This is a genomic window from Micromonospora sp. HB375, assembly GCF_017872985.1.
Taxonomy (GTDB): Bacteria; Actinomycetota; Actinomycetes; order Mycobacteriales; family Micromonosporaceae; genus Micromonospora; species Micromonospora chalcea.
Genome location: NZ_JAGGJO010000001.1, coordinates 1,339,489 through 1,354,591 on the forward strand (window position 1 = coordinate 1,339,489; position 15,103 = coordinate 1,354,591).

Genomic DNA, 15,103 nt, shown 5'->3' on the forward strand with positions numbered 1-15,103 from the left:
ACATGGCTCTGCACGTGCGCGGTGTGTTCCTTCCCGACGACGAGGTCCGGGACGTCTGGCTGGTCGGCGACCGGGTCACCTTCGAACCGGTGCCCGGCGCCGAGACGGTGGCCGACGGCGGCTTCGTGCTGCCCGGTCTGACCGACGCGCACTGCCACATCGGCATCGCCCGCGGCGGCAGCCCGATCACCTCGCTCGACCAGGCGCGGGAACTGGCCCGGATCGACCGGGACGCGGGCGTGCTGGCGATCCGCGACGCCGGGTCGCCGTACCCGTACCCCGAACTGGAGGACGAGCCGGACCTGCCGCGACTGGCCCGCGCGGGCCGGCACATCGCGCCGCCCAAGCGGTACCTGCGCGACATCGGCGTGGAGGTCGGCGCGGCGGAGGTCGCCGAGACGGTGGCCGCGCAGGCCGCGGCCGGCAACGGCTGGGTCAAGCTGGTCGGCGACTGGATCGAGCGGGGAGTGGGCGACCTGGCGCCGGCCTGGGACGCCGACACCATGACCGCGGCGGTCGCCGCCGCGCACGCCGCCGGGGTACGCGCGGCGGTGCACACGTTCTCCGAGTCGGCGGTGGAGATCATGGTGCGGGCCGGGGTGGACTCGGTGGAGCATGGCACCGGGCTGAGCCTCGACCTGATCGACCTGATGGCCCGGCAGGGCACCGCGCTGGTTCCCACGATGATCAACATCCGGACGTTCGGCCACATCGCCGAGCAGGCCCGGCCCAAGTTCCCCGGGTACGCCGACCACATGCTCGCCCTGCGCGACCGCTTCCCCGAGGTGGTGCGCGCCGCGCACGAGGCCGGTGTGCCGATCTACGTCGGCACCGACGCGGGCGGCGGCATCGACCACGGGCTCGCGGCCGAGGAGATGCTCCTGCTGCACGAGCAGGCCGGCATGTCCGCGCCGGACGTGCTGGCCGCCGCCTCCTGGCGGGCCCGGGAGTGGCTCGGCTTCCCCGGGCTGGTCGAGGGCGGTCTCGCCGACCTGGTGGTCTACCCCGAAGATCCGCGCCGTGACCTGCGCGTGGTCCGGACGCCCAGCCGGATCGTCCTGCGCGGCCGGGTCGTCCGCTGACGGGCCGGGTCGCCCGCTGACCGGCCGCCGTCGTCGCTAGCGCGCCGTCGCCGCCATCAGGAACAGGCGCACCGCCAGGTCGGCCAGCCGGTCGGCGGTCTCGTCGACCGGGCCGCCGGGCAGCACGATGTGGCTCACCACCAGGCGTACGACGCTGTCCGCCGCGAACGCCAGGGCCGCCGGATCGGCGTCGGGCAGGCGGTCACCCGTCCACTCCAGCAGCGCCGCCGCGGCCTCGGCGAGCACCAGCTCGGACCGGGTGGTCAGGTACGGCAGCAACTCCTCCGAGCCGCCCCGCGTGCTGGTCAGCACCGCCCGGACCAGCGGGTTCTCGGCGGCTGAGGCGAGCGTGCGATGGATCGCCGCGTACGCCGCCGCCCGCACGTCGGAGTCGTGCTCGCCGAGCGCGGACCGGACCTGGCCGACGAACCGGTCCACCTCGTGCCGGGCCAGCGCCTCGCCCAGGCCCGCCTTGGTGCCGAACTCGTTGTAGACCGTCTGCCGGCTCACCCCGGCGGCGGCGGCCACCGCGCCCATCCGGACACGGTCCCACCCGAGGGCCACGGTCTGCGCCCGGGCGGCCTCCACGATCGCGTCCCGTGTCTCACCCATCGCCGTCGAAGTCTACGGCCGCGCCGGGCGACACGGCGCGGCCCGGCTCCCCGGCGAACCCCCGCCCCGCACGGCGCATAGGATGTGCGGTCATGGCACGCGTGCTCACTCCCCGTGCGGAGGACTTTCCCCGCTGGTACCAGGACCTGATCGCCAAGGCGAAGCTGGCCGACAACGGCCCGGTCCGGGGGACCATGGTGATCCGACCGGCCGGCTACGCCATCTGGGAGCGGATGCAGGCCGAGATGGACGCCCGGATCAAGGCGGCCGGCGCGGAGAACGCATACTTCCCGCTGTTCATCCCGGAGAGCTACCTCAAGCGCGAGGCCGAGCACGTCGAGGGCTTCTCGCCGGAGCTGGCGGTGGTCACGCACGGCGGCGGCAAGCAGCTCGCCGAGCCGGTGGTGGTGCGCCCCACCAGCGAGACGGTCATCGGCGAGTTCATGGCCAAGTGGATCGACTCGTACCGCGACCTGCCGCTGCTGCTCAACCAGTGGGCGAACGTGGTCCGGTGGGAGCTGCGCCCGCGGATCTTCCTCCGTACCAGCGAGTTCCTCTGGCAGGAGGGGCACACCGCGCACGCGACCCGTGAGGACGCCCGCGCCTACGCGCGGCGGATCCTGCACGAGGCGTACGAGGACCTGATGGTCAACGTGCTCGGCATCCCGGTCGTGGTCGGCCTGAAGACCGCCCGGGAGCGCTTCGCCGGCGCCACCGCCACGTACACGTGCGAGGGCATGATGGGCGACGGCAAGGCGCTGCAGCTGGGCACCAGCCACGAGCTGGGCCAGAACTTCGCCAAGGCGTTCGACATCAGCTACTCCTCGGCCGAGGGTGGCCGGGAGCACGCGTGGACCACCTCCTGGGGCACGTCCACCCGGATGCTCGGCGGCCTGATCATGTGCCACGGCGACGACAACGGGCTGCGGGTGCCGCCGAAGCTGGCGCCGGTCCAGGCGTACGTGATGATCGTCAAGGACGGCGACGGCGTGAGCCAGGCGGCGGCCAAGCTGTGCGACGCGCTGCGCGACGCCGGGGTGCGGGTAGCGCTCGACGACCGGACCGACACCGCGTTCGGCCGCCGGGCCGTCGACGCCGAGCTGCGCGGCTACCCGGTACGCGTCGAGGTCGGCCCGCGTGACCTGGCCGCCGGCAACGCGGTGGTGGTCCGGCGTACGGACGGTTCGAAGGCCCCGACCCCGGTGGCCGACGTGGTCGGCGCGGCTCTCGCCGCGCTGGAGGCCGACCAGCGGGCGCTGCACGACCAGGCGCTGGAGTTCCGCCGGTCCCGCACCGTCGAGGTGTCGACGCTGGCCGAGGCGATCGAGGCGTCCGCCACCGGCTGGGCGCGGGTGCCGTGGTCGGCGGTCGGCGTCGAGGGCGAGGCCGAGGCGAACGGGCAGGGCGTGACGGTTCGCTGCCTGGTGCGCGCCGACGGCTCGGTGCCGGACTCGGAGGACGAGCCCGACCTGGTGGCGATCCTCGCCCGCGCCTACTGAGGGTGTAAGGAAGGGCCCCTTCTTAACGCATTCTGCATAGGCGGGGGCCCTTGTTAACACGACGGCGGGGGTGAGCGTGCGGTTCGAGCCGGGGCGGCTGATCATGCACCGGAACGTGCGGCATGGCCGGATCGGGTGGGTCCGGTCGGCCCGCGTGGTCTCCGACGACGAGCGCGGCCTGCTGCTCTGGGTGGCGCGGACGGCGCCCGTCGCGCACGAGGTGAACGCCGCCGGCCTGGGCATGCGGGCCGTGCCGTTCGCCGAGTGGGTGACGTCGTCCTACCGGCTCGCGCAGGGCCGGTGGAACGGTCCGCCGGTGCTGAAGTTCCTGCCCACCGGCGCGGCCCACTCGGTCTGGTGGTTCCGCGACGCGCACGGGCGCTTCCAGAACTGGTACGTCAACCTGGAGGAGCCCGGCGTCCGCTGGGACGACGGCGCGGTGGCCGGTGTCGACATGGTCGACCAGGACCTCGACGTGGTGGTGTACCCGGACCTGAGCTGGGAGTGGAAGGACGAGGACGAGTTCGCCGAGCGGCTGGCGTTCCCGGAGCACTACTGGGTGGCAGACGAGAAGGCGGTACGCGCCGAGGGTGAGCGGGTGATCCGGATCGCCGAGGCGGGCGCGTTCCCGTTCGACGGCACCTGGTGCGACTTCACCCCGCCCGCGGAATGGGATGTACCGGACGAACTTCCGCCGGGGTGGGACCGCCCGCCGGTGCGCTGAGCGGGTGTCGTCCGTCACGGCCCGACCCGCCGCGGGCGTGGTGTCCGGGTCCGGTGTGAGAGTTCCGGGGCGGATCTGGCAGAATGGTTCGCTGGTATCCGGCGCGCGTCCGGCGCCCTCTAACCCGGGCGCGTCGCCAGTTCACCGAGCAGTCTCCGGCCCAAACCCCACTGTGCCGGTCGGCGCTCACCCGCCACACCGCCCGTACGGGCCGGTGAGATCGCAACAGGAGCGAAACAACTGTGGCCGTAAAGATCCGGCTCCTGCGGATGGGCAAGATCCGCAACCCGCAGTACCGCATCGTCATCGCCGACTCGCGCACCAAGCGTGACGGTCGCGCGATCGAGTTCGTCGGTGTGTACCAGCCGAAGGAAGACCCTTCGGTGATCGAGGTCAAGTCGGAGCGGGTCCAGTACTGGCTCTCGGTCGGCGCCCAGCCGAGCGAGGCCGTGCAGCGCCTGCTGGAGCTGACCGGCGACTGGCAGAAGTTCAAGGGCCTGCCGGCCCCGCCGCCGCTGAAGGTCGCCCCTGAGCGGGCCGACCGCAAGGCGGCGTACGAGGCCGAGGCGAAGGCCGCCGCCGGCGTGGCGGACACCCCGGCCAAGCCGGCCAAGAAGGCCGCCGCCAAGGCGGAGGAGCCGAAGGCCGAGGCCAAGGAGCAGACCGGTGCCGAGTCCGGCGAGCAGGCCTGACATGCCGCTGCGTCCCGCTCTGGAGCACCTGGTCAAGGGCATCGTCGACCACCCGGACGACGTCCGGGTGCGGATGGTCGACTCCCGTCGGGGCAAGCGCCTCGAAGTCCGCGTGCACCCCGAGGACCTCGGCACGGTGATCGGGCGGTCCGGCCGGACCGCCAAGGCGCTGCGCCAGGTGATCGGGTCCATCGGCGGGCGTGGGGTACGCGTCGACATCGTCGACTCGTACTGATGCTTCTCGTCGTCGGCCGGATCGGTAAGCCGCACGGCATCCGCGGTGAGGTCACCGTGGAGGTGCGTACCGACGAGCCCGAAGCACGGTTCGCCCCCGGTTCGGTGTTGACCACCGAGCCGGGGGTCACCCCGTCGGAGCCCGGCGCCTGGCGGGTGCCGCCGACGCTCACCGTCGAGTCGGCCCGCTGGCACCAGGGGCGGCTGCTCGTCGCCTTCGAGGGCGTGCTGGAGCGCAACGTCGCCGAGGCGCTGCGCAACACGCTGCTCGGCGTGGACAGCGCCGACGTCGCCCCGCCGGAGGACCCGGAGGAGTTCCACGACCACCAGCTGGTCGGGCTCGCCGTGGTCACCCGCGACGGGGAGCACGTGGGCGAGGTGGCCCGCATCGACCACGCGCCCGCGTCCGACATGCTGGTGCTGCGGCGGCCCGAGGGGCGTACCGCGCTGGTCCCGTTCGTCAAGGCGATCGTGCCCGAGGTGGATCTGGCCGGCGGTCGCGTCGTCGTCGACCTGCCCGACGGCCTGCTCGATCTCTAGCTCTCGACCTCCGGCTGGAGCCACCGCATGCGCGTCGACATCGTGTCGATCTTCCCTGAGTACTTCGCCCCGCTGGACCTGTCGCTGATCGGCAAGGCCCGCGCGAACGGCACGCTGCGGCTGGCAGTACACGATCTGCGGACCTGGACCCACGACGTGCACCGCACCGTCGACGACACGCCCTACGGCGGCGGTCCCGGCATGGTCATGCGGCCGGAGCCGTGGGGCGAGGCGCTGGACGCGCTGGCCCCGGGCGAGCTGAGCCCGGACGGGCACACGCTGCCCCGGCTGATCGTGCCGTCCCCGGCCGGCGTCCCGTTCACCCAGGCCCTGGCGCACGAGCTGGCCGCCGAGTCGCACCTGCTGTTCGCCTGCGGCCGGTACGAGGGCATCGACCAGCGGGTGCTGGATCACGCGGCGACCCGGATGCCGGTGACCGAGGTCTCCCTGGGTGACTACGTGCTCTTCGGCGGCGAGGTGGCAGTGCTGGTGATCCTGGAGGCGGTCACCCGGCTGCTGCCCGGGGTGCTGGGCAACGCCGGCTCGCTGGACGAGGAGTCACACGCGCACGGGCTGCTGGAGGCCCCGCTCTACACGAAGCCGGCGACCTGGCGCGGGCTGGACGTGCCGGAGGTGCTGCGCTCCGGCGACCACGGCCGGATCGCCCGCTGGCGACGGGACGAGGCGCTGCTGCGCACGGCCGGGCGCCGCCCCGACATGATCGGCGCGCTGGCCCCGGAGACGCTCGACAAGCGGGACCGGGCGACGCTGGACCGGGGCGGATTTTCCCCGCCACCGGGGCATGTGGCAAAGTAGAGGGGTTGCCGCATCCGTCCACGCCGTGGGCGGCTGCGAGGACCCTCGACCGGGGCCGGTCTCGCCGGTCACCACCCGGGGGTCAGAATCACCCATCCGCGCATCGACTGACGATGCGCCGTGAGCCTCACGAGGACGCAGCGATGAACATCCTGGACGCCCTTGACGCCCAGTCGAAGCGTACCGACCTGCCCGACTTCCGTGCCGGTGACACCGTCAAGGTGCACGCGCGGGTCGTCGAGGGCAACCGCTCCCGGGTCCAGATCTTCCAGGGCGTCGTCATCCGCCGCCAGGGTGACGGCCTGCGTGAGACCTTCTCGGTCCGCAAGGTCAGCTTCGGTGTCGGCGTGGAGCGGACCTACCCGCTCAACGGCCCGGGCATCGACCGGATCGAGGTCGTGACCCGCGGTGACGTGCGTCGCGCCAAGCTCTACTACCTGCGTGAGCTGCGGGGCAAGAAGGCCAAGATCAAGGAGCTGCGGGAGAAGCAGCCGGCGAACTGATTCGCGTTCGCCACGCCGCCCGGCCTGCGCGGATGTCGTATCGACCAGACCGCATTACCCTGGTCGGTACGGGCGCAGCCGGACGGTGCGAAACGGTCCACTACCGCCCGTGGGGTCTCGAAGGAGACTCCCGGGCGGTAGTGTCGTTTCCGCGGACCGGAGAGTGGCATGGTGCAGATGGTTGACGAGGACGGCGCCGTCGATCCCTGGCGCCGGCGGGCCCGGCGCGGGCGTCGCCAGATGCCGCTCTGGCAGGAGCTTCCGCTGCTCCTCATCGTGGCGTTCTGCCTGGCGGTGCTGATCCGCACGTTCCTGCTCCAGGCGTTCTTCATCCCCTCCGGGTCGATGGAGAACACGCTGCTCGTCGGCGACCGGGTGCTCGTCAACAAGGTCGTCTACGACGTCCGCGACCCGGTCCGCGGCGAGGTGGTGGTGTTCCGCGGCACCGACCGCTGGGTCGCCCAGGAGGCGCCCGCGCCGCCCACCAACTTCGCCGGCCAGGTCAGCCGCACGCTCGGTGACCTGGTGGGCGTCAGCCGCCCCGGTGAGAAGGACTTCATCAAGCGGGTCATCGGCGTGCCGGGCGACAAGATCTGGTGCTGCGACGACGGCCGCGTGGTGGTCAACGGGGTGCCGCTGGACGAGCAGGCGTACGTCTCCGAGGACTCCCCGCTCGAGCTTCCGCCCAATCCGAAGGAATGCCGGTCCCGGCAGTTCACCGAGGTGGTGGTGCCGCCGGGGCAGATCTTCGTGATGGGTGACCACCGGCTGGTCTCGCAGGACGCCCGATGTCAGGGGCCGGTGCCGATCGAGAACGTGATCGGTCGCGCCTTCATGATCGTCTGGCCGTCGCAGCGGTGGACCACCCTGCCCGTACCGGAGACGTTCGCGGACGTGCCGCGCGCGGACGCCGCGGCTGCCTCCGGCCCGGTCCCGGTGGATCCCGACCCGGTGGGCGGAGTCGTCCTGATCGTGCCGGTCGTGGCGACGCTCACGGTTCTCGCGGGTTCGGGGCGACTGCGCCGCACCCGGGGACGTAGGCTCCTCCCGTGATCGACGAGCAGACCGAGAAGCCGCGCAACTCCTTCTGGAAGGAGCTGCCCATCCTCCTGGGTGTGGCGATCCTGGTCGCAGTGCTGGTTCGCGCCTTCGTGCTGCAGACCTTCTTCATCCCGTCGCCGTCCATGGAGAACACCCTCAAGATCGACGATCGGGTGCTGGTCAACAAGCTGGTCTACGACTTCCGCTCGCCGCACCGGGGCGAGGTGATCGTCTTCAAGGCGCCCACCGAGTGGAGCGGCAACCCCGACGGTGAGGACTTCATCAAGCGGGTGATCGGCGTCGGCGGCGATCACGTGGTCTGCTGCGACCGTACGGGCGGGCAGGACCGGCTGGTCATCAACGGCAAGCCGGTCGACGAGCCGTTCATCTTCCCCGGCAACAAGCCCGCCGACCAGGACTTCGACATCACCGTGCCGAAGGGCCGGCTGTGGGTCATGGGTGACCACCGGGAGGCCTCCGGCGACTCGCTGGAGCACTGGCAGCAGTCCGGCGAGGACATCACCGTCGCCACCATCCCGGAGGGCGAGGTCGTCGGGCGGGCTTTCACCATCTTCTGGCCGGTCAGCCGCGCCACCTGGCTCAGCGTGCCGAAGCAGTTCGAAGGGATCCCCAATCCCTGACCCGACGGCTTCCGCGCGCCCCCACGCCCACCCCCGGCCGCCGGCGGGAGGGCGTGGTCGTTCGTCGCAGCCGTCTGGCAGGCTGGTGCGGTGACCGTCTACACCCCTCGTCGCGCGGCCCGGGTGCTGCTGGTCGACGCGTCCGACCGGGTGCTGCTCTTCGAGGGCAGTGATCCGGCCCGGCCGGGTCACCGCTACTGGTTCACCCCCGGCGGCGGGCTGGACCCGGGGGAGGCCCCGGCCGACGGTGCGGCCCGTGAGCTGGCCGAGGAGACCGGCCTGCGGCTGGCCCCGGCCGAGCTGGGCGCGCCGGTCTGGTCGGAGACCGTCGAGTTCCCGTTCGACGGCGTCTGGTACCGCCAGGAGCAGCAGTTCTACCTGGTCCGGGTGGCGGGCTGGGAGGTCGACACCACCGGATTCAACGACGTCGAGCGCGCGAGCGTGCACGGGCACCGCTGGTGGACGGTGACCGACCTGGCCGCCACCGCCGAGCGCTACTACCCGCCGGACCTGCCGGGCCGGCTCGGCGCCGTGCTGGTGGGAGGCGGCGCATGCTGACCCCGCCGCGCACGGTGGTGCGCCGTGACGGCGGCCTCTACGCGCTGGAGCGGGCCCTGCAACGGCGGGGCTTCCGCTACGTCGCGGGCGCCGACGAGGCGGGCCGGGGCGCCTGCGCCGGGCCGCTGGTCGCCGCCGCCGCGATCCTGCCCGAGGGGCGCCGGGGCGAGATCGACGAGCTGGCCGACTCCAAGCTGCTCACCCCGGCCGCCCGGGAGCGCGTCCACGACGAGGTGGTGGCGCGGGCCCTGGCGTACGCCGTGGTGGTCATCCCGGCCGAGGAGGTGGACGCCCGCGGGTTGCACGTGTGCAACCTCGCCGCGATGCGCCGGGCGCTCGCCTCGCTGACCACCCGCCCGGAGTACGTGCTGACCGACGGCTTCGGCGTCGACGGGCTCGACGTTCCGGGGCTGGCGGTCTGGAAGGGCGATCGGGTGGCCGCCTGCGTGGCGGCGGCCAGTGTGCTCGCCAAGGTCACCCGGGACCGGATCATGGTGGAACTGGACGGGCGGTTCCCCGGCTACGGCTTCGCCGAACACAAGGGCTACATCACCGCCGAGCACAGCGCCGCGCTGCGCGCGCTCGGGCCCTGCCGGGAGCACCGCTTCTCGTACGTGAACGTGGCCGCCGTCTCCGGACGGGACGGCCGGCCTCCCCGCGCCCGCCGCCCGGCGGGCGCCGACGTGGTGTCGCCCGAGCCCGTGGCCGGGCTGCCGGGACTCGGGGCCGGCGCGTTCGCCGGGCACCCGGACGAGCCGATGGGGCGCTCCGGCGCGCCAGGGGGTACCGTCGGCGTGGCGTTGGGCGAGCAGCCGCGACCTCCGGCGTCGGTGGGGGAAGATGTGGTCATGGAAGGCGGAGTGCGATGAGCGCGGAAGATCTCGAGAAGTACGAGACCGAGATGGAGCTGCAGCTCTACCGGGAGTACCGCGACATTGTCCGCCAGTTCTCCTACGTGGTGGAGACCGAGCGCCGTTTCTATCTGGCGAACCAGGTCGACCTGCACGTCCGCAACTCGGACGGCGAGGTCTACTTCGAGGTCGAGATGCACGACGCCTGGGTGTGGGACATGTACCGGCCTGCCCGTTTCGTCAAGAACGTCCGAGTAATGACGTTCAAGGATGTCAATGTGGAAGAGCTCGAAAAGCCCGACATCTCGCTTCCCGCAGATTCCGGATTCGGGAGCTGAGCCGGAGCGGCCCGCCGCCCGGATCACCGCTCCGGCACCACCACTTCCACCCGCTGCACCAGGTTGTTCGCGAACCCGCCCCGGTTCCACGGCTGCTCGACCGGCTGAGTGCGCCCCGAGGCGTCGGTCGCCCGGGCGCCCAGCACGTACCGCCCCGGGGTCGCCGTCCAGCTCACCGACCATCGACGCCACGCCCACTCGCCGCCGGCCGGCTCGTCCAGGACCGCCGGCGCCCACGTGCCGCCACCGTCCATCGTCACCTCGACCGACGTCACCGGCGCGTGCCCCGACCAGGCCCGGCCGTCCACCGTGCACAGCCCCGGCCGCACCACCCGGGTCCGGGACATGAAGTCCGGGAACCCGGGCGGGCGCACCAGGGCACGCGGTTCGATCCGGGTCACCGGCACGCCCGGGTCGTCGGCGTCGCGCCGCAACCGGTAGGCCACCGCGTTCTGGTAGCCGTCGAACGGCTCGGTCGTCACCGTGATGTCGCGCAGCCACTTCACGTGCGCCATGCCGTACCAGCCGGGCACGATCAGCCGCAGCGGCGCGCCGTGCTGCGGCAGCAGGGGAGCGCCGTTCATCTCGTACGCCAGCAGCACCTCCTCGCGCAGCGCGTCGGCCACCGGCAGCGCCCGCTGGTAGTCCTGCTCGACGCCGCGCTCGATCCCGTGGTCCGCCCCGGTGAACACCACGTCCACCGCGTCGCCGGACAGCCCGGCCTCGCGCAGCAGCGGCGCCAGCGGGGTACCGGTCCACTCGGCGTTGCCCACCGCCTCCACCAGCCAGGGCTGGCTCACCGGGCGGGGCCGCAGCAGCGCCCGGCCGTTGCCCGCGCACTCCAGCGTCACCCGGTGGGTCACCCGGGGCCGGTCACGCAGCGCCGCCAGCTCCAGCCGCAGTGGACGCTGCACCGCGCCGGACACGCTCAGCGCGTACGCGGCCGGGTCGACGTCCGGGATGTCGTAGTGGATGAGCAGGTAGTGCAGGCCCGCCGGGGTCACGTCGTAGCGCAGCGCCTCCAGCGGGATGCCGTGGTTGCGCGCGGCGAGCTGGAGCTCCTCGGCGCTGATCGCCTCGTCCGGTCCGGCGACCCGGGCGGGCCGGCTCGCGTCGTCCACTGTGGTCATGCCTGCTCCGTCCGCTCCAGCACGTCGTAGCCCACGAACGTGAACATCCGTGCACCCGGCACCAGCGGGCGCGGGGTGCCGGTGAAGCGGTGCGCGCCGACCCCCACACCGTCGGCCGGGCTGCCCACCGCGACCGGCTCGAAGCCCTCCTCGGCGAACCACTCGCAAATCACCGGCACCAGATCCGGCTCGCGCCGGTGCCGCGTCCACAGCACCATGCCGCCGGTGGCGCAGAGCGAGGCGCAGTGCCGCACCGTCGCCCGGATGTCGTCGTCGGTGATGTTGCCGAAGATGCCGCAGACCAGCACCAGATCGGCCGGGGCCAGATCGGCGTAGCCGTCGGTCAGCGCGGCGTCCCCGGTCACCACCTGCACGCCGGTGAGCCCCGCGTCGGCGGCGGCGCGGCGGGCCAGATCGGCGTTGCGCGGGTCCAGCTCGACCAGGCGGGCGGTCACGTCGGCGCCCCGGGGGTGAGCGGCCAGCGCCGGGATCAGGTCACGGCCCTGACCGGCGCAGAGACTCAGCGCGCGCAGCGGACCGGGCGGCGCGGCGTCGAGGGCGTCGGCGACACGCCGCCGCACCTCGGCGAGCCGCCGGGCCAGTGCGGACTCGGGCTGGTCGTAGTCGCGGTGCCAGGCGTACCAGTCCTTCGTCACCCGGCCAGCATAGGCGTCCCGGCCGTAGCAGATCCGCCCCGATTTCGGCGCTCGTCCACAGTGGGGGCGTCGTCCACAGGACGACCGCGTGGCGCGCGCGGGGCAGCACGCGGACGGTCAGGGTACGCGGTGTGCGTATCCCCATCGGTCGGGCCGGCAGGGGCCTGCTGCTTGTGCTCGTGCTCGCCTTCTGGTTGCCGGGCGTCCCCGCGGCGAGCCTTGACAGGCCGGTGGCGGCGGGCGGCTCGGCGGCGGTCCTTGACGGGCCGGACGTCACGACGGGATACCGGGGCGCGCCCGGCGGGCCGGCGATCGCCGGACGGTTCCGGTGGCCGCTGCCCGGTCCACCCCGCGTGGCACGTGGGTTCGACCCGCCGCCGCAGCCGTGGATGTCCGGGCACCGGGGCGTGGACCTGGCAGACGCGCCCGGCGCGCAGGTCCGCTCGGTTGGCGCCGGGACCGTCCTGTTCGCCGGCTCGGTCGCCGGCCGGCCGGTCCTCACCGTCGGCCACCACGACGGGCTGCGCACCACCTACGAGCCGGTCCGGTCCCGGGTCACCGCCGGCACCCGGGTCGACGCCGGCACCCCGATCGGTGACCTGCTCGCCGGGCATCCCGGCTGCGCCGAGGCGGCCTGCCTGCACTGGGGGCTGCGACGCGGCGCCGAGTACCTGGATCCGCTGGCGCTGCTCGGGCTCGGCCGGGTCCGGCTGCTGCCGCTCGACCCGGGAGCCGACGCCGGTCCCCTGAGTCGTGGCGCCGCCGCCGGCTTCGGCCGGATGCGCCGCTCAGCGCTGGGCGAGCAGCGTGGGCAGCCGGACGGCCAGCCGGTCGTACTCGTCGGGGGTGTTGTAGACCTGGCCGCACAGCCGTAGGTAGCCGCGCCCGTTCCAGCCGGCCACCGACACCTCGGCGGAGAGCCGGTCGGCGATCCGGGCCCGCAGCTCCCGGGCCGCGTCAAGTGTCGTCGCGACGCCCGGCGGCAGCGGCACCAGACGCATGGCGACCGCCGGTCCGCCGGGCTCCGGCAGCCGCTCGGGCGCCACACCCAGCGCGTCCCCGACGACCCGTTGCCCGTACGCGGCCAGCGCCGCGTTGTGCGCCAGTACCCGGTCGACGCCGAGGCTGCGCAGTGTGAACAGGCCCACCGGGGCGGCCAGCCAGCCGGTGTAGTCGAGCGTCGCCTGCCATTCCACCCGGGTCGGGAAGCCGCTGTCCTGCTCCCACGAGACGACGAGCGGCTGGATCTTCTCCCGCCACTGCGGCGCCACCACGAGCACGGCGGTGCCGCGCGGTGCGTACGCCCACTTGTGCAGGTTGCCCACCCAGAAGTCGGCGCCGATCGACGCGACGGTAGCCGGCAGCATGCCCGGCGCGTGCGCGGCGTCCACCAGCACCGGCACGCCCTGCTCGCGGGCCACCGCGACGAGCGCGGCGGCCGGAAACAGCCGGGCGGTCGGCGAGGTCAGCTGGTCGACGATGAGCAGCCGGGTACGCCCGGGGCGCAACCCGGCGCGGACGATCTCGACCACCTCCTCGTCGGTGGCGGCCAACGGCACCGGCAGGGTGCGCGACACCGCCCCCGTGCGGGCGCACTCCCGCGCGATCGAGAGGGCCACTGCCCCGTAGCCGTGGTCGGTGGTCAGGACCTCGTCGCCGGGGCGCAGCGCCAGCGACTGCAACACGACCGCCGCGCCGGCGGTGACGTTGCCGACCAGCGCGGTGCCGTCCGGGTCCGCGCCGAGGAACGCGGCCAGGTGTCGGCGGGCGTGGGCGATCCGGTCGACCAGGCCCTGGGTGAAGAACCGCAGCGGGTTGGCCTCCATCTCGTCGCGCAGGCGCTGCTGGGCGCGCTGCACGGCGATCGGCACGGCGCCGAACGAGCCGTGGTTGAGGTGGCTGACGGAGGGATCGAGGGAGAAGAGCAGCCGAGCACCGGGAATCGGCTCGGGCGGCTGCGGCACCGTCATCCATCGATCCTAGCCCGAGATGGATCATCACCCGGCGGGATTCCGCCGGTCAGGCGCGGGGGTGCGCCTGCCGGTACGCCGCGCGCAGCCGCTCCACCGACACGTGCGTGTAGATCTGCGTGCTCGCCAGCGACGAGTGCCCGAGCAACTCCTGCACCGCCCGCAGGTCCGCGCCGCCTTCGAGCAGGTGGGTGGCGGCCGAGTGACGCAGCCCGTGCGGCGTCACCCGGGGCACCCCGGCGGCCTCGGTCCAGTCGGCCACGATCCGCCGCGCGGTGGTCGGGTTGAGCCGCCCGCCCCGCGCCCCGAGCAGCAGCGCCCGGCCCGAGCCGGGCGTCGCCAGCGTCGGCCGCCCGACGCTCAGCCACGCATCGAGCGCCCGCTGCGCCGGCACCCCGTAGGGCACCGACCGCTCCCGGCCGCCCTTGCCGAGTACGCGCACCACCCGGCGGCCCTGGTCGACGTCGGTCACGTCCAGGCCGCACGCCTCGCTGATCCGTACCCCGGTGCCGTAGAGCAGTTCGAGCAGCAGCCGGTCACGCAGCAGCACCGCCTCGGGCGTGTCCGCGCCCGGTGCTCCCTCGGGTTGCGGGGCGTCGGCGGGCCGGGCCGCCTCCATCAGGGCGGCGGCCTGGTCGGCCCGCAGCACGGTGGGCAGTTCGCGCCGGGCCCGAGGGCTCGCCAGCGGCGCGGCGATGTCGTCGGCGAGCAGGCCGGTGCGGTGCGCCCAGGCGCTGAACGTCCGGGCCGCGGCGGCGCGGCGGGCCATCGTCGTCCGGGCCGCGCCCATGGTCCGCTGTTTCGCCAGCCAGCTGCGCAGCACGGCGAGGTCCAGCTCCGGCAGCTCGGCGCAGCCCATCCGGACCGCGTGGTCGAGCAGCGACACGAGATCCGTGACGTACGCGCGAACGGTGTGGACGGACCGGTTGCGCACCCGCGACAGGTGGTCGGCGAAGTCGTCCACCGCTTCGCGCATCGACGCGGGCAGCTCCTCGTGCGCGTCCCGGGTGCCGCGCTGCCGCTTGCTCACCGCGGCACCCCGACCTGGCGCACGCGGTCGTAACGGAGGCGGACAGCGATCACCGGTCCAGCGTACGGCCGGAGCGCCGCCGCGCGCTGAGCCGCCGCACGCCTTCACCGCGCCGGCCGGGCCGTCGGCGCCGCCGTGGCCGCGGTGTGCCGTGCGCCGCCGCGCCAGTGCCTTCCGGCGTGACGA

19 protein-coding genes are annotated in these 15,103 nt (G+C 73.5%); 14 read left to right on the forward strand and 5 right to left on the reverse strand.

Annotated elements, in window-relative coordinates; translation table 11 throughout:
* Positions 1-2: 2 nt before the first annotated feature.
* A complete protein-coding gene (locus J3R08_RS06510) occupies positions 3-1,082 on the forward strand; it encodes an amidohydrolase family protein (RefSeq protein WP_113971818.1) in 1,080 nt (359 codons plus the stop codon).
* A gap of 36 nt (positions 1,083-1,118) precedes the next feature.
* On the opposite strand, the gene J3R08_RS06515 is transcribed toward J3R08_RS06510, so the two are convergent.
* A complete protein-coding gene (locus J3R08_RS06515) occupies positions 1,119-1,694 on the reverse strand; it encodes a TetR/AcrR family transcriptional regulator (protein WP_064447041.1) in 576 nt (191 codons plus the stop codon).
* A gap of 92 nt (positions 1,695-1,786) precedes the next feature.
* Here J3R08_RS06515 and proS point away from each other — a divergent pair, with 92 nt between their 5' ends.
* The 12 genes from proS to J3R08_RS06575 all read left to right on the forward strand — a co-directional run bounded on the left by proS (position 1,787) and on the right by J3R08_RS06575 (position 10,131).
* A complete protein-coding gene (gene proS / locus J3R08_RS06520; protein ID WP_113971817.1) occupies positions 1,787-3,193 on the forward strand; it encodes a proline--tRNA ligase in 1,407 nt (468 codons plus the stop codon).
* 76 nt (positions 3,194-3,269) lie between these two features.
* Positions 3,270-3,917, forward strand: coding sequence for a DUF402 domain-containing protein (locus tag J3R08_RS06525; RefSeq protein WP_209964024.1), 648 nt, complete (start codon positions 3,270-3,272; stop codon positions 3,915-3,917).
* Positions 3,918-4,159: 242 nt separating this feature from the next.
* Positions 4,160-4,609 carry a 30S ribosomal protein S16 gene (rpsP, locus tag J3R08_RS06530; protein ID WP_209960360.1) on the forward strand — a complete coding sequence of 150 codons (450 nt, stop codon included), beginning with the start codon at positions 4,160-4,162 and terminating at the stop codon, positions 4,607-4,609.
* On the forward strand, positions 4,584-4,844 hold the full coding sequence (locus tag J3R08_RS06535) for an RNA-binding protein (RefSeq protein ID WP_026268109.1): 261 nt from the start codon (positions 4,584-4,586) through the stop codon (positions 4,842-4,844). Before rpsP ends, J3R08_RS06535 begins: the two co-directional genes overlap by 26 nt.
* Positions 4,844-5,383 carry a ribosome maturation factor RimM gene (gene rimM / locus J3R08_RS06540; RefSeq protein WP_043325915.1) on the forward strand — a complete coding sequence of 180 codons (540 nt, stop codon included), beginning with the start codon at positions 4,844-4,846 and terminating at the stop codon, positions 5,381-5,383. The genes J3R08_RS06535 and rimM overlap by 1 nt, the downstream gene beginning before the upstream one ends.
* Before the next feature lie 27 nt (positions 5,384-5,410).
* Positions 5,411-6,199 carry a tRNA (guanosine(37)-N1)-methyltransferase TrmD gene (gene trmD / locus J3R08_RS06545; RefSeq protein WP_043325913.1) on the forward strand — a complete coding sequence of 263 codons (789 nt, stop codon included), beginning with the start codon at positions 5,411-5,413 and terminating at the stop codon, positions 6,197-6,199.
* Between the two features lie 143 nt (positions 6,200-6,342).
* Positions 6,343-6,702 carry a 50S ribosomal protein L19 gene (gene rplS / locus J3R08_RS06550; RefSeq protein ID WP_013284591.1) on the forward strand — a complete coding sequence of 120 codons (360 nt, stop codon included), beginning with the start codon at positions 6,343-6,345 and terminating at the stop codon, positions 6,700-6,702.
* A gap of 168 nt (positions 6,703-6,870) precedes the next feature.
* A complete protein-coding gene (gene lepB / locus J3R08_RS06555; RefSeq protein ID WP_043325911.1) occupies positions 6,871-7,755 on the forward strand; it encodes a signal peptidase I in 885 nt (294 codons plus the stop codon).
* Positions 7,752-8,384: a signal peptidase I gene (lepB, locus tag J3R08_RS06560; protein WP_043325910.1), complete on the forward strand. Its 633-nt coding sequence runs from the start codon at positions 7,752-7,754 to the stop codon at positions 8,382-8,384. Before lepB (J3R08_RS06555) ends, lepB (J3R08_RS06560) begins: the two co-directional genes overlap by 4 nt.
* 90 nt (positions 8,385-8,474) lie before the next feature.
* The gene (locus tag J3R08_RS06565) at positions 8,475-8,942 is read left to right on the forward strand and encodes an NUDIX hydrolase (protein WP_043325908.1); all 468 of its coding nucleotides are present in this window, start codon (positions 8,475-8,477) and stop codon (positions 8,940-8,942) included.
* Positions 8,936-9,811, forward strand: coding sequence for a ribonuclease HII (locus J3R08_RS06570; protein WP_209960362.1), 876 nt, complete (start codon positions 8,936-8,938; stop codon positions 9,809-9,811). The genes J3R08_RS06565 and J3R08_RS06570 overlap by 7 nt, the downstream gene beginning before the upstream one ends.
* The gene (locus J3R08_RS06575) at positions 9,808-10,131 is read left to right on the forward strand and encodes a DUF2469 domain-containing protein (protein WP_011905215.1); all 324 of its coding nucleotides are present in this window, start codon (positions 9,808-9,810) and stop codon (positions 10,129-10,131) included. The genes J3R08_RS06570 and J3R08_RS06575 overlap by 4 nt, the downstream gene beginning before the upstream one ends.
* A 23-nt stretch (positions 10,132-10,154) precedes the next feature.
* Here the strand turns inward: J3R08_RS06575 and J3R08_RS06580 are convergent, their stop codons facing one another.
* Positions 10,155-11,261 carry a sulfite oxidase gene (locus tag J3R08_RS06580; RefSeq protein ID WP_209960364.1) on the reverse strand — a complete coding sequence of 369 codons (1,107 nt, stop codon included), beginning with the start codon at positions 11,259-11,261 and terminating at the stop codon, positions 10,155-10,157.
* On the reverse strand, positions 11,258-11,917 hold the full coding sequence (locus tag J3R08_RS06585; protein WP_209960366.1) for a methyltransferase domain-containing protein: 660 nt from the start codon (positions 11,915-11,917) through the stop codon (positions 11,258-11,260). The genes J3R08_RS06580 and J3R08_RS06585 overlap by 4 nt, the downstream gene beginning before the upstream one ends.
* Before the next feature lie 194 nt (positions 11,918-12,111).
* Here J3R08_RS06585 and J3R08_RS06590 point away from each other — a divergent pair, with 194 nt between their 5' ends.
* Positions 12,112-12,792, forward strand: a complete 681-nt coding sequence (locus J3R08_RS06590) for a murein hydrolase activator EnvC (protein WP_374102398.1) — start codon at positions 12,112-12,114, stop codon at positions 12,790-12,792.
* Here J3R08_RS06590 and J3R08_RS06595 read toward each other — a convergent pair.
* On the reverse strand, positions 12,706-13,887 hold the full coding sequence (locus J3R08_RS06595; RefSeq protein WP_209960368.1) for an aminotransferase class V-fold PLP-dependent enzyme: 1,182 nt from the start codon (positions 13,885-13,887) through the stop codon (positions 12,706-12,708). The two genes, J3R08_RS06590 and J3R08_RS06595, sit on opposite strands and share 87 nt — an antisense overlap.
* Positions 13,888-13,936: 49 nt before the next feature.
* A complete protein-coding gene (locus J3R08_RS06600) occupies positions 13,937-14,863 on the reverse strand; it encodes a tyrosine recombinase XerC (protein WP_209964030.1) in 927 nt (308 codons plus the stop codon).
* Positions 14,864-15,103 lie beyond the last annotated feature (240 nt).